This window comes from Streptomyces sp. NPDC029466 (assembly GCF_055574515.1).
Genome location: NZ_JBVHZH010000020.1, coordinates 1 through 19,335, shown reverse-complemented (window position 1 = coordinate 19,335; position 19,335 = coordinate 1). Strand labels below are relative to the sequence as shown.

Here is a 19,335-nt window from a genome sequence, read left to right as displayed (position 1 = left end):
CCTCCCCTCTCTCCCCCTCCCCCCCCCCCCCCCCCCCCCCCTCCCCCCCCCCCCCCCCCCCCCCCCCCCCCCCCCCCCCCCCCCCCCCCCCCCCCCCCCCCCCCCCGGAGCCGAGCGGCGGCTCGCCCGCCACCGCCGCGCGGTAGCGCTCCATGATCACGTCGGCCACCTCGGGCTCCGGGCCGATCACCGTCGCGCCGAAGACATCGGTGCCGGGGTGTGCCGCGGCCCAGCCCTCGGCCTGCATGTGCAGCCGCTCCACCGGGCCGCCGGGTAGCAGGAAGTAGGGCAGCACCACGATCCGGCCCGGTGCGCCGGCGCCCGCCAGCGCCCGGCACCGGTCCAGGCCCGCCGGGACGTCGGGTGCCGCCTGCGAGACGAACGCGGTCTCCACGCCCGCGAAGCCGCGCCCCTCCCACAGCAGCCGCGCGGCCCGCGCGACCTCGGCATTGGCGTACGGATCGGTCGTGCCGTGGCCCACCAGCAGCACCGTGGTGCGGGCCCGGTCAGCGGGCGTGCGGGCGCCGCTGCCCAGTGCCTGGTCCAGCCGCCGCTCCAGTACGTCGAGCAGCCTGGGGTGCGGCCCCAGTTCGGCGCCGCAGACATGGGTGAGCCCCGGGTGGCGCTCGCTCGCCCGCGCCAGCACCGTGGGCAGCGCCTCCGGGACCGGTCCCGTCGGGGCCGTGAGCAGGGGTATGACGGCGAGCCGGTTCGCGCCCCGCCCGACGAGCCCGTCGACGGCGTCGGACAGCGGCAGCGGCGAGTCCGGGACGCCGAAGAACCCGCCGGCGACCGGCACCTCGGGGTGGCGTTCGGCGAGCAGACGCACCAGGGCGCGCAGGGCGTCGGCCCCGCCTTCGTCGCGGGTGCCGTGACCGGCGATGAGCAGTGCGGGAGAGGTCGTCACTAGGTCTCCTTGGTACCGGTGGGTCCGCTGCCGGGCGCCGGGTCGCCGGCGACCGCCGTCCACCGATCCGGGCCACGGCGGGGCGGGTTGGGGGAGGTCATGACGATATCCGCAGCGGAAGAGCGGTCGGTGGCCGCTCCCTCCCTACCAGCGGTAAGGGCACCGCTCCCCGTTACAGCGGGCCCGGCCAGCGCACAGGTTGCCCCGGCCGGCCGGCCCCGCGGCGCCGACTTCCGCTTGCCGGCCAGCAGTTCCGCGCCCGGCCCGGCGGCCAGCAGCGCCGCCGCCTCGGCCACGCTCGGTGTCCCGACGGCGGCCGCCGCGGTGCCGGACGGAGCGGGCACCGGCACCGCCGCCAGGGCCGCCGCCGGGAACGACCGCAACGGCACCCCCAGCCGGCGGGCCGCCCCGATGAGGCCCGGCTCCGCCGCCTTGGCCGCGACCGTCGCCAGCGCGACGACCGGCCGGTCCGTACACCCCGCCGCCGCACGGGTGGCCACGATCAGCTCCAGCACTTCGGACACCGGCACACCACGGCGCGCCCCCACCCCGACGACCAGCGGCGCCGGGGCACCGGCGGTCTCGGCGGTCTTGTCGGTCTCGTGGGTCTCGTGGGGGGCCCGGCGCGTCATACCGCTACGGCTCCCCGGCCGGGGGCGATCCGGCTGGGGGCGATCCGGCTGGGCCGCCCCTCCAGGAGCGCGGTCTGCCCGCCCGCCCCGTCGGTGGCCGGTGCCCCCGGCCGGTAACGGGTGCCCCGGCCCGGGTGCCTGCCCCCGCCCACCGGCCGTACACCACCCACCGGCCGCACGCCACCCACCAGCCGCACGCCGGTCATCGGCCGCCGCCCGGAACCCCGCTCCGTGCCGCGCTCGCCACCAGGCGCCCGGCCAGCGACGGTTCGGCGGCCCAGTGCACATGCAGATACGAGGCATGCACCCCGCCGGCCACGAAGCCCTCGATCCGCCGCTCCGGATGCGTCAGCCCCCACGCCGGGTCCGCGCCCGCGCCCGGCTCCAGCGCCGTGCGGTGGAATTCGTGGCCGCGCACCCGGGTGCCGGCCGCGGCCAGCGCGTTGTCCCGCAGCGCCACCGCCTCGCGGTAGCCGAGGGTGAGGCGTTCGGTCATCCGGGCCTCGGCGGGCAGCACCCCGCACATCGGCTTCCCGTCCAGGGACCGGGAGAGGTACAGCAGCCCGGCGCACTCGGCGGACACCGGCGCCCCGGAGGCGGCCAGGGCGGCCACCGCGGCGCGCAGCGGGGCGTTCGCCGACAGATCCGGCGCGTACATCTCGGGAAAGCCGCCGCCGATCACCAACCCCTGGGTGCCGGGCGGCAGTTGCTCGTCCCGCAGCGGGTCGAACGGGGCCACCTCGGCGCCCGCCGCGGCCAGCAGCTCGGCGTGTTCGGCGTACGAGAAGGTGAAGGCGGCGCCGCCCGCGACGGCGATCAGCGGCTTCTCCGGGGCGGCGGCCGCCCCTTCGGCCGGGGCGAGGTGCGCCGCCGGGTCCCAGGCCGCGTCCGGCAGCTCCGGCACCGTACGTGCCAGCGCCAGCAGCGCCTCCAGATCGCAGCCCGCACGGATGCGCGCGGCGAGTTCGGCCACCGACTCCACCGCCTCGGCCCGCCGTTCGGCGACCGGCACCAGGCCCAGGTGCCGGGAGGGCGTACCGGCCCGTCCGTCCCGGCGCAGGGCGCCCAGCACCGGCACACCGGAGGAGTCCATCGCCTCCCGCAGCAGCTCCTCGTGGCGGTCCGAGCCGACCTTGTTGAGGATCACCCCGGCCAGCCGCACCTCCGGGTCCCAGGAGGCGAAGCCGTGCACCAGCGCGGCCACCGACCGGGACTGCGAGGACGCGTCCACCACCAGCACCACCGGCGCCCGCAGCAGCTTCGCCACATGCGCCGTCGAGGACAGCTCGCCCATCCCGGACGCCCCGTCGAACAGCCCCATCACGCCCTCGACGAGGGCGAGATCGGCGCCCGCCGCACCGTGCAGGAACAGCGGCGCGATCCGCTCCGGCCCGCACAGGTAGGCGTCCAGATTGCGGCCGGGGCGGCCGGTGGCCAGGGAGTGGTAGCCGGGGTCGATGTAGTCGGGACCCACCTTGTGCGGCGACACCGTGAGCCCGGCCTCGGCGAACGCCGCCATCAGGCCGGTGGCCACCGTCGTCTTGCCCGCGCCCGACGACGGTGCGGCGATCACCAGCCGCGGAATCGACCCGCTGCTCACGCGCTGTGCTCCCTGTTCACCATTCGATGCCCCGCTGGCCCTTCTGGCCCGTGTCCATCGGGTGCTTGACCTTGGTCATGTCCGTCACCAGATCGGCGAAGTCCAGCAGCGCCTCAGGGGCGTTCCGCCCGGTGATGACGACATGCTGCGTACCGGGGCGGTCGCGCAGCACCGACACCACCTCCTCGGTGTCGATCCAGCCCCACTTCAGCGGATAGGCGAACTCGTCCAGCACCAGCAGCTTGTAGGTCTCCGCGGCCAGATCCCGCTTGACCTGCTCCCAGCCCTCGCGCGCCGCGTCCTCGCTGGAGGCGATGTCGCGCTGGACCCAGGACCAGCCCTCGCCCATCTTGTGCCAGGCGACGGTGCCGCCCTCACCGGACTCCCCGAGCACCTTCAATGCCCGCTCCTCGCCGACCTTCCACTTCGCCGACTTCACGAACTGGAACACCCCGACCGGCCAGCCCTGGTTCCAGGCGCGCAGCGCCAGCCCGAAGGCGGCGGTGGACTTGCCCTTGCCCTGGCCGGTGTGGACGAACACCAGCGGACGGTTGCGGCGCTGGCGGGTGGTGAGCCCGTCGTTCGGTACGACGGACGGCTGTCCCTGCGGCATTACGCGGCCTTCCTGTTGCCCTGCACGGTCCGTACGAGCGCGGAGACACTGTCCGCGCGCAGTTCGTCGAGGGTGATCGCGGTGCCCTGGAGCTCCCGGGCCAGCTCGCCCGCCAGCCCCAGCCGCACCGGGCCCGCCTCACAGTCCACGACCACCGACGCGGTGCCCTCACCGGCCAGCAGCCGGGCGGCGCGGGCGGCCCGGACGACGGGCTCCGGACCGCCGGTCGCCCGGCCGTCGGTCACGACCACCAGCAGCGGCCGCCGCGAGGCATCCCGCATCCGCTCCACCCGCAGCACCTCATGGGCCTTCAGCAGGCCCTCGGACAGTGGCGTACGGCCGCCCGTCGGCAGCTGCTCCAGCCGCGCCGCACCCGCCTCGACCGAGGACGTCGGGGGCAGGGCCAGCTCGGCGCCGGTGCCGCGGAAGGTGATCAGGCCGATCTTGTCGCGCCGCTGGTAGGCGTCCAGCAGCAGCGAGAGCACCGCGCCCTTGACCGCGCTCATCCGCTTCCGCGCCGCCATCGAACCGGAGGCGTCCACGACGAACAGGACCAGATTGCCCTCCCGCCCCTCGCGTACCGCCTCGCGCAGATCGTCCCGGCGCACCACCAGTCCCCGCCCGCTGCGGCCGCGGGCCCGCTGGTGCGGCGCCGCCGCCTGCACGGTCGCCGCCAGATGCAGCTTGCCCAGGGCGCCTTGGGGGCGGCGGGCGCCGGTCGTCCGGCCGTGGGCGGTACGGGCCCGGGAGCGGCGGCCGTCCGCGCCCTCGCCCAGGCCCGGCACATCCAGGCGCCGGGTCTTGAACGGCTCGGTGGCCCCGACCGCCGCCTTCTCCCCGGCCGCGCCCCCCTGCGGCGCGCTCTCCGGCTCGGGCGCGGGCTCGGGGGCCTGCGGAGTCCGCGGGGCCTCCCGGTCCTGCTGGTGGGGGAGTTCGGCCTCCGGCGGAAGCGGCGCCTCGTCCGGCCCGCCGTCCCGGGGCGGATGCCCGCCGCCCTCCGGGCCGCCGCCGTCCGGTCCGCCCCCGTCGGGACCGCCGTCCGGACCGTCCGGCTCCGGATCGTCGTCGCCGTCCGCGCCCTCGTCAGCGCCGAACTCCTCCAGCGTCCGGTCGAGCTTGTCCTCGTCCAGGCCGGGGGCGTCGAAGGGGTTGCGGCGCCGGCGGTGCGGCAGCGCCAGCAGCGCCGCCTGCCGCACGTCCTCCTCCAGGACGTCCGTCCGCCCCGCCCAGGCGGCCAGCGCGGTGGCGGTACGCGCCATCACGATGTCCGCGCGCATCCCGTCCACCTCGAACGCGGCGCAGGTCGCGGCGATCTGCCGGAGCGCCGCATCGCCCAGCGTCACCCGCGGCAGCAGCTCCCTGGCCGCGGCGATCCGCCCGCGCAGCGCGTCCTCCTCGGCCGCCCAGTCCGCCGCGAAACCGGCCGGATCGGCGTCGTAGGCCAGCCGGCGCCGGACGACCGCCACCCGCTCGTCGGGCTCGCGCGAGGCGGCGACCTCGACCGTGAGCCCGAACCGGTCCAGCAACTGCGGCCGCAGCTCGCCCTCTTCGGGGTTCATCGTCCCGACGAGCAGGAAACGGGCCGCGTGGCGTACGGAGACCCCCTCGCGCTCCACGTACGAGGCGCCCATGGCGGCGGCGTCCAGCAGCAGGTCCACGAGGTGGTCATGGAGCAGATTGACCTCGTCGACGTACAGGATGCCGCGGTGCGCGTCCGCCAGCAGGCCCGGCTCGAAGGCCTTCACGCCCTCCGACAGCGCCCGCTCGATGTCCAGCGCGCCGACCAGCCGGTCCTCGGAGGCGCCGACGGGGAGTTCGACCATCCGCGTCGGGCGCTCCTCGACGCCGCCGGTCCCGTGCGGCCCGTCGGGGCAGCCGGGGTCCGGCGCGGCCGGGGCGCAGGCGAAGCGGCAGCCGCTGATCACGTCCACGGCCGGCATCAGCGCCGACAGCGCCCGGACGGCGGTGCTCTTGGCGGTGCCCTTCTCGCCGCGGACCAGCACGCCGCCGACCGCGGGGCTCACCGCGTTCAGCAGCAGCGCGAGCCGCAGATCTTCCATCCCGACCACCGCGGTGAAGGGGTACTGCGGGGTGGTGTTGTGCGCGGTCGTCATGCTGTGTCGTCCTCCACGTCGCCGTCGAGCTCCGGATTCGTCGTGTGTGTACCCCTCATGGCGCCCCCGGAGGGACGAACGGCAGTCCCTCCGGCACCCCTTCCTCGATCAGCCGCAGCAGCGCGGCGGTGTCCGCGTGCTCCTCGATCAGATCGCCCAGCCGGTCCAGCTGTTCCTCGCGCAGCACCCCGAAACGGGTGTCGGGGGCCGGGACGAACGCCCGGCCCGCGTCCGCCGCGACCCGCCGCAGGAAGGCCCGGCGGAAGCCGTCGCTCTCCAGCGAGCCGTGCCAGTGCGTGCCCCATACGGAGCCAACCCGGCAACCGTCCAGGAACTCCTGGTCCCCGCCGCTCACTTCGGCGACACCGTGGTGGATCTCGTACCCCTCCACCGGCTCGCCCAGCGCCGTACCGGCCGGCCGCGCCAGCGTCTTCTCCGCCGCGAACCGCACCCGTACGGGCAGCAGGCCCAGCCCGTCGACCACGCCCGCCTTCGACTCGATCTCGTCCTCGATGCGCTCGCCCAGCATCTGGAAGCCGCCGCAGATACCCAGCACCGGGCGCCCCTCGGCGGCCCGCCGGGCGATCGCGTCCGCCAGGCCGCGCTCCCGCAGCCACGCCAGCGCCCGGACGGTGCCCCGGGTCCCCGGCAGCACCACCAGGTCGGCGTCGGCCAACTCCTCGGGCCGGTCCACGAACCGCACCACCACGCCCGGTTCGGCGGCCAGCGCGTCCACGTCCGTGAAGTTCGACATCAGCGGCACGGCACAGACCGCCACCCGCAGCACATCCGCGCCGTGCGGCGGCGCGACCACGCTCTCGCGCACCGCCCCGCGCAGCGACACCCTCAGGCCGTCCTCCTCGTCGATGCCGAGCCCGTGCGCGAAGGGCAGCACGCCCAGCGTCTGCCGCCCGGTCAGGCCGCGCAGCATCTCCAGCCCCGGCTCCAGCAGCGTCACATCACCCCGGAACTTGTTGACCAGATACCCGGCGACCAGCGCCTGGTCCTCCTTGGACAGCAGCGCGGTGGTGCCGAAGAACGAGGCGAACACCCCGCCGCGGTCGATGTCACCGACCACGACCGCCGGGATACGGGCGGCCCGTGCGAGGCCCATGTTCACGATGTCGGTACGCCGCAGATTGATCTCGGCGGGACTGCCGGCGCCCTCACAGATCACCGCGTCATGGGTACGCCGCAGCTCCTGGAGGCAGTCGGTCACCGTGCCGAGCAACTGCTCCCGGCGGCCCGCGTACTGCGCCTTCCCCTGGGACGTCCCCCCGAAGTACCCGCGGGCGCTGAGCTCGCCCACCGGCTTCCCCAGCAGCACCACCTGGCTGCTGCGGTCACTGCCCGGCTTGAGCAGGACCGGGTTCATCAGCGCGGTGGGCTCCACCCGCGCCGCGGCGGCCTGCATCGCCTGGGCCCGTCCGATCTCCGCGCCCTCGCGCGTGACGAACGAATTCAGCGACATGTTCTGTGCCTTGAAGGGCGCCACCCGGACGCCCTGCCGGACCAGCCAGCGGCAGATCCCCGCCGTCACCACGCTCTTACCGGCGTCGGACGTCGTACCGGCCACCAACAGGCCACCGCCGACCGCCCCGCCGGCTGCCTTCAACCGCCCGTTCACCGGGTCCTCCTCCTGGACTTCGGGTCACTACACCCGCCCACCCCCCGAAGGGGGGTGGGCGGCGGGGAAAAAACGGACGGCCTCATACCGGGCCCGCCTTACGCCCGCATACCCATCCCGCCGTACGCCCGCGCCCCCCGGCCCCACGAGCGACCGCCCCACGGGCCACCGCCGCCCGCGCCACGCCGACCGCGGCCCGCGCGGCCACCGTCGTCACCAGTGCCAGCGCGCTCACCCGGCGGGAGAGCCGCACCGCCCGTTCGATGTCCGGCACCGCCACCTGCGGCGCCGCGCCGTTGAGCACCGGACGGTGTTCCACCCGCCCGCCGTACGCCAGCGTGCCGCCCAGCCGTACGCCCAGCGCACCCGCGAACGACGCCTCCACCGGGCCCGCGTTGGGGCTCGGATGCGCCCCGCCGTCCGCCCGCCAGGCCCGCAGCGCACCGCGCCGGTCGGGGCCCGCGAGTACGGTCAGCGCGGCGGTCAGCCGGGAGCCGGGCCAGCCGGCGAGATCGTCGAGCCGGGCCGCGGCCCAGCCGAAACGGCGGTAGCGCGGCGACTTGTGCCCCACCATCGCGTCCAGGGTGTTCACCGCGCGGAACGCCACCAGACCGGGCACCCCGCCCAGCGCGCCCCACACCAGGGCACCCACCACCGCGTCGGAGGTGTTCTCGGCGACCGACTCCACCACCGCACGGGCCATCTGCGGCCCGTCCAGCGCCTGCGGATCGCGCCCGCACAGATGCGGCAGCCGCTCCCGTGCCACGTCCAGGTCACCCGCCGTCAGCGCCCCGCCGACGGCCCGCGCCTCCCGGCCGAGCGAGGTGCCGCCCAGCACGGCCCAGACCGTCGCCGCGGTCAGCGCGACCCCGGCGCCACCACGGAGCGACAGCAAAGAAGCGGGAGCAGTGCCCCGCACAGCGCGCTCCAACAGCGCCGCACCGGCAGCGGCTCCGCCCGCACACAGCACGGCATGAGCCGCCCCGTAACCGCGGTGGTCGCGCCACAGCCGGCGTTCGACGGCACCCGCGGCCCGGCCGAACGCGGCCACCGGATGGCCGCGCCGCGGATCCGCCGCGATCAGGTCGCCGAGAAAGCCGAGGGCCGCGCCGTACACATATCCCGCGTGTTCGCCGCGCATCGGGTCAGACCGCCGTGCGAAGGCGTCCGTGCTGTCCCGCCCGGCCCCGAAGGAGCCCTGCGGCGGTGGGCAGTGGCGATCTCAAGGGGCGGCCGGGCATGGCGGTATGTCCTCACTCAGGGTCCGCGCCCTGGCTCGACGTGACGGCGACCAGAGTCTCCTGGCTCCCGGATCGGCGTGTCCTCCGGCCTTCCAGTCCCGCGTACGTCATCCGACGCATGCGAGGCGGACCGTGGCCTTCGCTGGAGGAACGCTCCCCGGTGACAGTGGCGGGACCGCGCCGGATTCGCACCGGACTTCCTCTGCTGTCGCCGATTGGCTCCGGCAGTCCACCACGCCCCGCGAACGCCGTCAACTCACCCTTGACCTGCGACGCTGCCCTGTGGCAGGCGCTGTGGCGCACGCCACAGCGTGGCTGAGGGGTCACGGACGGTTGCCCGCGCACCTGATCCCGCGTCACTATCTGGTGCACGGCGGCGAAGGGGCCGCCGGAAGGGGGCCGGGGGATGCCGCAGCGCGCTGACCGTCATGAGATCCGTATCAGGATCACGGGCACCAACAATCCTGACCAGGACGTCGAGGACCTCAAGGCGTGGCTGGAGCGCGAGCCCTGGCTGAACCGGCGGTCGCACGACTGGGAGCTGCGGCCGGCGGAGGAGCGCGACGACGGACCCGGCGACATGGCCATCGGCGTCGACGACCTGATCCTCGTCGTCGTCGGCGCGGTCGCCGCCGAGATCACCAAGGGCCTGAGCATCGCCCTGCGCGAGTGGCTGCGCCGCCGCAGGGAGGAACGCGACACCGGCGAACGGCCCGCCGTGGCGGTCGGCGGCGGGGACGGCGAGCTGCGCGCGCTGGGCGAAGCGGGACCGGGCGCCGCGGCTCCTGAACGCCCCGATCCCGGCAGCCCGGCGAACGGGGGCGGCAGCACCGCCGGGGACTGAGCCGGATGTCCGAATACGACGCACGGGGCAAGGTCAACCGGGCCCTGCTGATCTGTGTCGACGACTACCGCCACCTGCGGCCGCTGCCCGCGGTGCGGGACAACCCCGGGGAACTCGAACGCGTCCTGCTCGCCCCCGGCACCGACCTCTTCACCAAGGGCGAGGTCGTCATCTGCCGGCCCCAGGAGCCCTGGGAGGTCGAACAGGCCCTGGACGCCGTCACCCAGGAGGCCCGCGGGCTGCTGCTGGTGTACTTCTCCGGCCACGGCCGGGTGGGCCCGGACGGCGGCAATCTCCAGCTCATGGTCGGTGCCTCGGAACGGCGGCACAAAACCGTCTCCTGGCAGGACACGGTGCTGTCCTACCTGGACAACGCGCGGGCCGACCGGATCGTGATCGTCCTGGAGTGCTGTTACGCCGGCAACGCCGGGGAGGCCTTCCACGCCTGCCGCACCCCCACCTCGCTGCTGATGGCCGCACAGCCCAACCGCCGGATCTTCAGCGGCGAGGAGCCCACCGGCGGCAGTGTCTTCACCCGCGCCCTGCGGCAGATCCTGGAACAGGGCATCCCCGGCAAGCGGTTCGTCACCTTCGAGGACCTCGTCCGCGAGCTGCGGGACCAACTGGCCGGCGAGCGGACCCCGATGGGCGACGTCTGGGAGCCCCGCTCGGCCAAGCAGAACACCGTCGACGACGTCATCCTGTCCTTCGCCACCCCCGGCGTCCGGCCGCCCACCCCGCTGCGGATCCGATTACGGCGCCGGCTGAACACCTCCTTCCGGCACTGGTTCCGTATCCTGATGGTGCTGGCGATCATCGCCGTACCGGCCACCGCCGGCGTCGTCCTGCTGAACCTCCCGGGCGGCGCCGAAGCCTGCCCGCCCGCCCTCGAACTGCGGCTGCTCACCGCCCCCGAGGCCGAACCCGCGCTGCGCCAGGCGGCCTTCGACTACGAGATGTCCGCCGCCAACACCCGGCCCCTCGACGGCGAGGGCGACCTCCCCGACGGCTGCCGGCGCGCCCAGATCACCGTCTACTCCGCCGCCAAGGACCAGGTCGACCAGGGCTTCGCCGCCGCCGACCGCTGGCAGGGCGAGGCCCACGGCACCGCCAAGGACGGGCCGGACGACGACAAGGGCACCGACAAGGGCATCGACCCCCTCTACCGGCCCGGACCCCAGCCCGACATATGGATCCCGGAATCCACCGCCGACTACTACGAAGCCCGCCGCGGGATGCCCGCCAAGGGCTCCCCGGCGACCCTGCACTACAGCGCCCCGGTCGCCTACACGCCCCTGGTCGTCGGCATCCCGGCACACCGGCGGCTGGACGACGTCGAACCGGCCGGCGCCTCCTGGCGGGAGCTGCTCACCGGCACCGACCGCACCCACCGCGACCTCCGGCTGCTGCGGCCGAGCCCGGTGCTGTCCGGCACCGGACTGCTGCACACCCTCGGCCTCTACCTCACCCACGACGGCGCGGACGCCGCCTCCTCCGGCGCGCCCGACCCCACCCTGGCCCGGCACGCCGAGGAGCGGCTGTCCGCCCCCGGCAGCCAGTACGCGGGCAGCACCGAACTGCTGTGTTCACTGCGCCCCGACGCGGACGCCGCCGGCTCCGTCGACCGTACGAAGTCCGCGCCGCTGGTGTCGGAGAAGTCCCTCGCCGACTACAACCTCGGCCGCGCCACCGGCAGTTGCCCGGCCCTGGACGCCCCGCTCCCGCTCCGCAACCGCTACGTCGCCTACTACCCCCGGCACGTCCCCGCCCTCGACCACCCCCTGATCCGGGTCGACTGGCACGGCACCCAAGACGCCACCCCACGGCAGGCCGCCGTGGCGGGCTTCGCGACCTGGCTGCGCGCCGCGGACGGCGGCCAGCGCACCCTCACCGCCCAGGGCTACCGCGGCGTGCACGGCACCGGCCCGGGGGCCGGCTCACCGCTGCTCGACAGCCGCGCGGACGTCAGCCTCCTCGCCCCCACCGTCCCCTTCGGAGCGCACCCGGACCAGGTGTCCCAGGTGCTGGACGGCTACGACAAGGCCCAGAAGTCCAGCCAGGTGCTGATCCTCCTCGACACCTCCACCTCCATGGCCGACGGCGGCCGGCTGCCGACCGCCCTGCGCGCGGCCGGGCGGGTCCTGGAGATGGTCGGCACCCGCCACACCTACGGCCTGTGGGCGTTCCCGGACCGCGCGCACCCCACCGACGCCGACGCGGTGCGTGAGCTCGTCCCGCCCGGCAGGGCCGACCCGGCACCGGGCCGGGCCGCACTGGACCGGATCGCGGGCGGTGAACTGGTCGAGCACGGTGCCGCGATGGAGGAGGCGCTGACCCGCGCGGTGCGCCGGATGAAGAAGTCCCCGGCCACCAACAAGGCCATCGTGCTGATCCTCGACCAGGACGACGGCGCGGGCCCGGGGCGCGCGGCGGGCGTGGAGCGGACCCTCGGCACCCTCGTCGAGGAGGGGCCCGAAGTGCCCGTCCTGGTCTTGGCGCTGGGCAGGAACGGCTGTGACACCTTCGCCCTCCAGCGGCTGGCCGACGCCTCCCACGGCCAGTGCGTGCCCGGCGGCCCGCAGGCCGTCGACACCCTGGCCGGCCGGATCGCCTCCATCGGCACGGCCACGAAGGGGGACCGATGACCGCGCCACGCACCGCCGCACCCGCCGCCCTGGCCTGCCTCGCCCTGACGCTCGCGGCCGGCGGCTGCACCCCGGGGGAGCAACTCGTCCCGGAGAAGGGCGCGATCGTCCTCGCCACCGGCAGCGACCTCAGCAGCTCCGGTGTCCGCCAGGACCTGATCCACGACTGGGAGCGGCGCACCGGCCGTACGGTCCGGATCGTCAGACTCCCGGACACCGCCGACGGCCAGCGCAGCCAGCTGCTGGCGGCGGGCCAGTCCGGCAGCGGCGGCTACGACGTGCTCAACCTCGATGTCGCCTGGACCGCGGAGTTCGCCGAGGCGGGCGTGATCCGCCCCTGGGCCACGGCCCTGGACGGCGACTTCCTCGACAGCGTGGCCAAGACGGTGGAGTACGACGGCAAGGTGTGGGGCGTGCCCTTCAACACCGACGCCGGGCTGCTCTACTACCGCAAGGACATCCTTCGCGCGTACGGCCATGGCGCCCCGTCCAACTGGGGCGAGTTGAAGGACGTGGCGACCGAAGTGGCCCAGGACTACAACCGCGAGGCCGCCAGGGACGCCGCCAGAGGCCACAAGAAGCAGCGGCCCAGGATGTACGGCATGGTCGCCCAGCTGCGGCCCTACGAGGGGCTGACCGTCAACACCCTGGAGTCGGCCTGGGTCAACGGCGGCGACCCGGACGCCACCAGCTTCACCAAGGGCGAGCAGGTCGGCGCGCTCCAGCAGGGCATCGCCGACCTCAAACTCCGGCTCGACTCGATCATGCCGCACGAGGCCACCACGATGGACGAGACCGAGAGCCGCCGCTGGTTCGCCGACGGCCGCGCGCTGTTCATGCGCAACTGGCCGGTCGAATACGCCTCGGTCGCCGAGAAGCTCACGCCCGGCGAGCAGTTCGACGTCACCCAGCTGCCGGCCCGCCCCAGCGACGGCAAACGGATGTCCGTGCTGGGCGGGCAGAACCTCGCCCTCGCGGCCGGCAGCACACGGCCGGCCGGCGCCCGGTCCCTGATCGAGGCGCTGACCGGCCCCGGCAGCGAACGCTGTCTGCTGGAGCGGGGGTTCGCGGCCACCCGCGACTCGGCCTACCGGGAGGCGGCCACCGCACCGCACTGCCCGCTGCCGCCCGGCGACGCCGAACGCGGTGAGCACGGTGCCACGGGGCGGCCGGAGCCCCGGCCCGACCCCCGCACCCTGCACGCGGCGCTGATGGCGGCCGCACCGCGCCCGCGCAGCGCCCACTACCAGACCTTCAGCAAGGTCGTACAGATCGGGGTGTCCGCCTATCTCAACGGCACCGGCGGCACCGCCATCGCCGACCGGCTGGCCCGGGAGGCCGATGACGCGCTCGGCGGCCGGGGCGAACAACGCACGAGGCGCCCGGCGGACGACGGCTGATGCCGTGGTCCGCCGGGCGCCTCGCCCGGTCCGTCGTGGCGGCGGGTCAGCCGGCCACGATCAGATAGATGCCATAGGCCACCGCCACCGCGCAGAGGCCGAAGGCGGCCATCGCGCCGGCCCGCGCGCCCGCGCCCGGTAGGGCGACCGCGGCGGCCGCACCCTCCTGGCCCGCCTTGCGGGACGTGCCGGCGATGCCGACGGTGAACAGGCCCACGATCCCGACCGTCACCACGAGGGTGACGCCGAAGACCTGGCCGAGAGCTGCCCAGTCGATGCTCATGGAGTTTTCCTTACGGGATGACAGCTAGCGGGTGACCGTCGCGGCCTTGGCACGCGGGGTGGTGGGGGTGTCGGCGCCGGACGCCTGAGCCGGAATCCCGGCGGTTTCCGGGGCCTCGGCGGAAGCGGCGTCGGCCTCCGGGTTCTGCTGGCCCGCCGGGGGCGGGGAGACGGTGCGCAGCGCGGCGGTCACCACGCCCGCCGGCTCGGCGGCGGGACCCTCGTTGACATTGGTGTGGTCGACCGGCTTGCGCCGGGAGGCGGCCCAGATCGCGCCGCAGATGCCCAGTCCGAGGACCGCCACCGCCGCCACGCCCCAGTCGCCCTGACCGGCGAGGAAGGCGGCGCCCGCGGCGACCGCACCGGCGGCCGGCAGCGTCAGGCCCCAGGCCAGGACCATCCGGCCGGCCGTGGACCAGCGCACCACGCCGCCCTTGCGACCCAGGCCCGAGCCCATCACGGAGCCGGAGCAGACCTGGGTGGTGGAGAGCGCGAAGCCGAGGTGCGAGGAGGCCAGGATGGTGGCCGCGGCGCCGGTCTGGGCGGCGAAGCCCTGCGGCGGCTGGATGTCGGTGATGCCCTTGCCCATCGTGCGGATGATCCGCCAGCCGCCCAGGTACGTGCCGAGCGCGATGGCGACACCGGCCGAGGCGATGACCCACAGCGGCGGGTCGGCGTGCGGGGCGACCACTCCGCCGGTGATCAGCGCGAGCGTGATCACACCCATCGTCTTCTGTGCGTCGTTGGTGCCGTGGGCGAGGGAGACCAGGGCGGCGGAGGCGATCTGCCCCGCGCGGTAGCCCTTGGCGGTGTCCGCCTCGTCGCGGTTGCGGGTCAGCCGGTAGGTGAGCCGGGTCGCCGCCATGGCGGCCAGGCCCGCGACGACCGGTGCGGCCACCGCCGGGATCAGGACCTTCATCACGACCGCGTCGCCGTGCACGCCGTTGGTGCCGACGGACACCAGGGTCGCGCCGATCAGACCGCCGAAGAGGGCGTGGGAAGAGCTGGAGGGGAGACCCGCGAGCCAGGTCAGCAGGTTCCAGACGATCGCGCCGACCAGGCCGGCGAAGATCACTTCAGGTCTGATGCCGGCGCTCTCGTCGATGATCCCCCCGGAGATGGTCTTGGCCACCTCAACGGAAAGGAAGGCGCCGACGAGGTTGAGGACTGCCGACATCGCCACCGCGGTCTTGGGTCGCAATGCCCCGGTGGAAATGGTGGTGGCCATCGCGTTGGCCGTGTCGTGGAAGCCGTTCGTAAAGTCGAACACCAAGGCCGTGACGATCACGATCCCGATGAGAAGCGTGATGTGTTCCATTCACCCAGGCAATCAGTTCGAAGGTCAGTGTCGCTGGGACCGTACGGAGAGCGGGTGAACGGAAGATGAACTGGGACGGGCGCGTCGGTGACACCACCGCAGTGTTCACGCGGAGGCGCCTCCGGCGTCACTTCCGCATCACCCGTTGGCGAACTTCCTGCGCTTCGCCGACGAGCCGTTCCCCGCGGCCCTGCTTGTCGTGGATTCCCCTCGACGCTAAGGGGCGAGCCGCCCAAGAGGGTTGAAATCAGGTCAATACCCGGCATCCGCACAGGTGTCCCCTGATGGCGGATATCCTGCGGGCGGGCCCACGGCGTACGGTGCCCCGGCCCGCTCGTACGGTGTCGCGCACCACATCCGCTTTCGCCGCACCGCGCCGGAGGACCCATGAAGGACCACCCCGACGACCTCGCCGCCGCCTGGAGCGAACTGGTCGCCACCGCCCGCCGAACGGTCACCGACGGCCTGGTCGTCGGCACCTCGGGCAATGTCTCGCGCCGTATCAGGGACCTGGTCCTGGTCACCCCCAGCGGCGTCCCCTACGACCGGCTCGGCCCCGGCGACACCACCGCGGTCGACCTCGAAGGCCGCCAGATCATCGGCGCGCTCCGGCCGACCAGCGAACTCCCGATGCATCTGACGGTCTACCGCACCACCACGGCCACCGCCGTCGTCCACACCCACGCCCCGTACGCCACCGCCGTCTCCACCCTGGTCCCCGAACTCCCGCCGGTCCACTACATGGCCGCGGCGCTCGGCGGCCCCGTCCGCGTCGCCCCCTACGCCCTGTACGGCAGCGACGAGCTCGCCGCCAACATGCGCGAGGCGCTCCGCGACCGCACCGGCTGCCTGCTGGAGAACCACGGCACGATCACCTACGGCGACAGCCTCGACCAGGCGCTGGACCGCACCGCCCAGCTGGAATGGATGTGCCGGGTGTGGCTCGCCGCGAGCTCCGTACCGGGCCGTACGCCGAACCTGCTGTCCGCCGGGCAGCTCGACGCGGCCGCCGGCCGGCTGCACGGCTACGGCCAGCCGGGCCGCGGCCAGGGCTGACCGCCCGCCTGGGGGCGGCGGCCCGTACCCCGTCCGCCGCCCCGGGCCCGCCCGGTCACCCGCCCGACTCCGCCCGGTGGCCGCCCCCGGCACCGCTGCGCACACTGGTGAGGTGCGCCTGGGTACTGCGGCGGCCGTGGCCGCCATCACCGTGATAGGTGCCGGGGCGGCCGCCGTGGCGGTCGGCCGGTACGCCAGTGACATTGCCCTGAAACCATCGCCGGACCAGCCCTTCCCGGGCGACTCCCGCCTCACCGTGCACTCCGCCACCGAGGAGCGCATCGCCCTCACCCGCAGCTTCGCGTCCCTGCGGCCCGGCACATACGGGCTCACCGGCTCCGGCTGCCACGCGGTGCTCGGCGATGTCGTCCACGGCGTCCCGCACCCCGCCGACGCGGTCGTCCGCCGCCTGGTACGGGTCACCCACGGCACCCTCGGGCCGGGCAACCGGATGCGGCTCACCCCCCAGGTGCACCTCGGCAACCCCCGGGACACCCTCGGCCTCGACTACGCCGACGTCGACATCCCCGGCGAACTCGGCGCCCTCCCGGCGTGGTTCGTCCCCGGCGTCCGCGACACCTGGGTCATCACCGCACACGGCCTGGGCACCACCCGCGAACACCCCATGGTGGTCATGCCGTTCCTGCACCGCCACCGGCTGCCGGTCCTCGACCTGTCCTACCGCAACGACCGCGGCGCCCCGCGCACCGCCGACGGCGTCAACCACCTCGGCGACACCGAATGGCGCGACCTCGACGCGGCGATCCGCTACGCCCTGCGCTACGGCGCCCGGAACGTCGTCCTCCACGGCTGGTCCACCGGCGCGACCATGGCACTGCGCGCCGCCACCCACTCCGCGCTCCGCGACCGGATCAGCGGCCTGGTCCTGGACTCCCCGGTCCTCGACCGGAACGCCACGGTCCGTGCGCTGGCCGGCGCCCGGCGGATCCCGCGCGCCCTGTTGCCGCTGGTGGTACGCGCCGCCGAGGGCAGCACCGGAGTGCCCCTCGGCCATCCCGCCTACGCCGTCGACCCGGACGAGCTGGAGATTCCCACGCTGCTCTTCCACGGACCGGACGACCTGATCGCCCCCTGGACCGCGTCCCGCTCCTTCGCCGCCCGCCGGGCCGACCTGGTCACGCTGCAGCCGGTCCCGCACGCCCCGCACGCCGCGATGTGGAACGCCGACCCCTCGGGCTACGAAGAAGCGCTGCGGCGCTTCCTCACCCCGCTCATGTAGCACCGCACCCCGTAGTACCGTCCCGGCCCGGCCGCCGGTCACCGACGCGGGCTCCCGCGGGCCGCCCCTCCACCGGCCCCGGCGCCCCGATGGCTCCCGGGTATCTCCCGGGTATACGGGGGGACAACTCCCCTCATCAGGGATGGGTCGGCGAGATGACGCGGCCGTGGCAGATCGCAAGCCGGGTTCCGATTGGGCTTTCGGGCCGACAGCGGCAACACTGCTCCTGTGACGTCCCGTACTCCGCGCGACTCCCGGCTCCGACTCGTCCCCCGTCAACCGGTTGCGGCCGCCCGCCGGGCGGTGACAACCCGGGCCAAGCGCCCGGCGCCCCGCCCGCCCGAGGGCACGCCGCCGCCCGCGGAACTGGCCCGCCAGGCCCGTGCCGTACTGGCCGGCGCCGCCCGGCTCGCCCGCTGGGCCGACAGCGTCGGTGCCGGCGCTGCCGGCGGCAGCCTGCGCGCCGGTCCCGACGGAGCGCTGCCGAAGGCCGCCGCGGAACGCGCCGCCGAGGCCCTGGGCCTGACGCCGCACCAGGTCCGCATCGACTGGGACCGGGCCCGGCTGGCCGGCCTCGTCGAACTCCACGACGGCCTCGCCCGCCCCGGCTGGCGGCTGCGGGCCTGGGACCGCGACGACACCGCCGTGCTGCGCGGCTGGGTCGCGCTCTTCGACGCCTGGTCGCTGGCCCGCCCCGCCCCGGCCGGCGCCGGCCCCGCGATAGTCGCCGAAGTCGTCGAGGCGCTGCCGCAGTTGCTGTCCCTGCTGCATCTGTCGGCCGGTCCCGTGCGGCTGCCGGTACTGCTCGACATGCTCGACCAGCGCGTCGCCGAACTGCGCACCGAACGCTGCGAGGTCCCCTACGGCCAGGACCCGGCTGCCCCGGGCGGCGCCGACGAGGCCGCGGTCGCCGGCGACGCCGCGGGGGCGTCGCTGGCCGCGCTGCTGGACTGGGCGCTGGACGCCCTGCGGACCGTCGGCGCGCTGGTACCGCCGGACGGCGCGGAGGCCGCCCACGACGCGTCCGAGGCGCAGCTGACGCCGCTCGGCAACTGGTCGGTGTGGGTCAAGCTGGAGCAGATCTGTGTGGCCGCGCAGAGCCCGGCCGGCCATATCGAACAGTCCGCTGAGGCGATGCTGCGCGGCTGCGCCCGGCTCACCCCGGGCCCGGCCCGCGCCGAATACCGGGCCTGGCTCGCCGCCCGCTCCGTCGGCGCGGCCGTCGAGGAGCTGCTGACCGTGGCCCGCGGCGAGGACGCGCTGCTGCGCGGTCTGGCCTTCGAGGCCCTGCGGGCGGTCGGCGCCCCGGCCGAGGCCGCCGTACGGGCCGCCGCCGACGAGCCGGGTCTGCGGCCGTACGCCCTGCTGTGGCTGGTCGAGCACGAGGGTGGCGACCCGGAGACCGCGCCCGATGTCCTCACCCGCGAGGAATCCACCTGGCTGTGGGTGGACACCGCGGCAGCCGTCGCCGACCACGGCGAGACCCAGCTGCTCGTCCGCCACCTCGACTCGGCGGTCCAGGGCTCGGTCCCACGCCTCCTGGAGGAGGTCCGCGCCGTCGGCCACCCCAGGACGGTGCAGGTACTGGTCGCCTTGGCAGCGGCCCACCCGGACCCGGCCTTGGCGAAGGCGGTGCGGAGGGCGGCCTTTCAGGTCCACACGGGTGGGGTTTGAATCCCACGTTTTTGGCTTTCCCGCCGTGGTGGTTTCTCGCCGTTGCGCCTGCGGCGGGCGGGTGGTTTGTGGGTGTGGGGGGGGGGGGGGGGGGGGGGGGGGGGGGGGGGGGGGGGGGGGGGGGGGGGGGGGGGGGCGGGGT

The 19,335-nt window shown here is 75.0% G+C and carries 15 protein-coding genes and 1 riboswitch; of the genes, 6 read left to right on the top strand and 9 right to left on the bottom strand.

Annotated elements, in window-relative coordinates; genetic code table 11:
- From ACZ4XD_RS17035 to ACZ4XD_RS17005, 7 genes are all read right to left on the bottom strand, one after another.
- On the bottom strand, positions 1 to 907 hold a 907-nt coding region (locus ACZ4XD_RS17035), incomplete at its 3' end, for a sirohydrochlorin chelatase (protein WP_468042814.1).
- A complete protein-coding gene (locus ACZ4XD_RS17030; protein WP_468042812.1) occupies positions 907 to 1,539 on the bottom strand; it encodes a cobalamin biosynthesis protein in 633 nt (210 codons plus the stop codon). The genes ACZ4XD_RS17035 and ACZ4XD_RS17030, both read right to left, overlap by 1 nt.
- A gap of 202 nt (positions 1,540 to 1,741) precedes the next feature.
- Complete coding sequence (locus ACZ4XD_RS17025; RefSeq protein WP_468042810.1) at positions 1,742 to 3,139, bottom strand: cobyrinate a,c-diamide synthase; 1,398 nt, start codon at positions 3,137 to 3,139, stop codon at positions 1,742 to 1,744.
- Between the two features lie 16 nt (positions 3,140 to 3,155).
- Positions 3,156 to 3,752: a cob(I)yrinic acid a,c-diamide adenosyltransferase gene (cobO, locus tag ACZ4XD_RS17020; protein ID WP_042161622.1), complete on the bottom strand. Its 597-nt coding sequence runs from the start codon at positions 3,750 to 3,752 to the stop codon at positions 3,156 to 3,158.
- Entirely contained in the window at positions 3,752 to 5,866 is a 2,115-nt protein-coding gene (locus ACZ4XD_RS17015; protein WP_468042808.1) for a putative cobaltochelatase, read from the bottom strand. The genes cobO and ACZ4XD_RS17015 overlap by 1 nt, the downstream gene beginning before the upstream one ends.
- A gap of 55 nt (positions 5,867 to 5,921) precedes the next feature.
- Positions 5,922 to 7,493 (bottom strand): cobyric acid synthase, encoded by a 1,572-nt coding sequence (locus ACZ4XD_RS17010; protein WP_468042806.1) that lies wholly within the window; start codon positions 7,491 to 7,493, stop codon positions 5,922 to 5,924.
- 82 nt (positions 7,494 to 7,575) lie between these two features.
- On the bottom strand, positions 7,576 to 8,634 hold the full coding sequence (locus ACZ4XD_RS17005) for a cobalamin biosynthesis protein (protein ID WP_468042804.1): 1,059 nt from the start codon (positions 8,632 to 8,634) through the stop codon (positions 7,576 to 7,578).
- 153 nt (positions 8,635 to 8,787) lie between these two features.
- Positions 8,788 to 8,937: riboswitch (cobalamin riboswitch) on the bottom strand.
- A gap of 203 nt (positions 8,938 to 9,140) precedes the next feature.
- Here ACZ4XD_RS17005 and ACZ4XD_RS17000 point away from each other — a divergent pair.
- From ACZ4XD_RS17000 to ACZ4XD_RS16990, 3 genes are read left to right on the top strand one after another with little or no spacing between them, the layout of a single operon-like run.
- A complete protein-coding gene (locus ACZ4XD_RS17000) occupies positions 9,141 to 9,578 on the top strand; it encodes an effector-associated constant component EACC1 (RefSeq protein WP_468042802.1) in 438 nt (145 codons plus the stop codon).
- A 5-nt stretch (positions 9,579 to 9,583) separates the two neighbouring features.
- The gene (locus tag ACZ4XD_RS16995; protein ID WP_468042800.1) at positions 9,584 to 12,223 is read left to right on the top strand and encodes a caspase family protein; all 2,640 of its coding nucleotides are present in this window, start codon (positions 9,584 to 9,586) and stop codon (positions 12,221 to 12,223) included.
- Positions 12,220 to 13,623 carry an extracellular solute-binding protein gene (locus ACZ4XD_RS16990; protein ID WP_468042798.1) on the top strand — a complete coding sequence of 468 codons (1,404 nt, stop codon included), beginning with the start codon at positions 12,220 to 12,222 and terminating at the stop codon, positions 13,621 to 13,623. The genes ACZ4XD_RS16995 and ACZ4XD_RS16990 overlap by 4 nt, the downstream gene beginning before the upstream one ends.
- Before the next feature lie 46 nt (positions 13,624 to 13,669).
- On the opposite strand, the gene ACZ4XD_RS16985 is transcribed toward ACZ4XD_RS16990, so the two are convergent.
- On the bottom strand, positions 13,670 to 13,906 hold the full coding sequence (locus ACZ4XD_RS16985; protein WP_468042796.1) for a hypothetical protein: 237 nt from the start codon (positions 13,904 to 13,906) through the stop codon (positions 13,670 to 13,672).
- A gap of 24 nt (positions 13,907 to 13,930) precedes the next feature.
- Positions 13,931 to 15,223, bottom strand: coding sequence for an inorganic phosphate transporter (locus ACZ4XD_RS16980; RefSeq protein WP_468042794.1), 1,293 nt, complete (start codon positions 15,221 to 15,223; stop codon positions 13,931 to 13,933).
- A 387-nt stretch (positions 15,224 to 15,610) separates the two neighbouring features.
- On the opposite strand from ACZ4XD_RS16980, the gene ACZ4XD_RS16975 reads away from it, so the two are divergent.
- The 3 genes from ACZ4XD_RS16975 (at position 15,611) to ACZ4XD_RS16965 (ending at position 19,193) form a co-directional block, all read left to right on the top strand.
- A complete protein-coding gene (locus ACZ4XD_RS16975) occupies positions 15,611 to 16,279 on the top strand; it encodes a class II aldolase/adducin family protein (RefSeq protein ID WP_468042792.1) in 669 nt (222 codons plus the stop codon).
- 112 nt (positions 16,280 to 16,391) lie between these two features.
- Positions 16,392 to 17,519 carry an alpha/beta hydrolase gene (locus ACZ4XD_RS16970; protein WP_468042790.1) on the top strand — a complete coding sequence of 376 codons (1,128 nt, stop codon included), beginning with the start codon at positions 16,392 to 16,394 and terminating at the stop codon, positions 17,517 to 17,519.
- Between the two features lie 228 nt (positions 17,520 to 17,747).
- Positions 17,748 to 19,193, top strand: a complete 1,446-nt coding sequence (locus ACZ4XD_RS16965; protein ID WP_468042788.1) for a hypothetical protein — start codon at positions 17,748 to 17,750, stop codon at positions 19,191 to 19,193.
- Positions 19,194 to 19,335 lie beyond the last annotated feature (142 nt).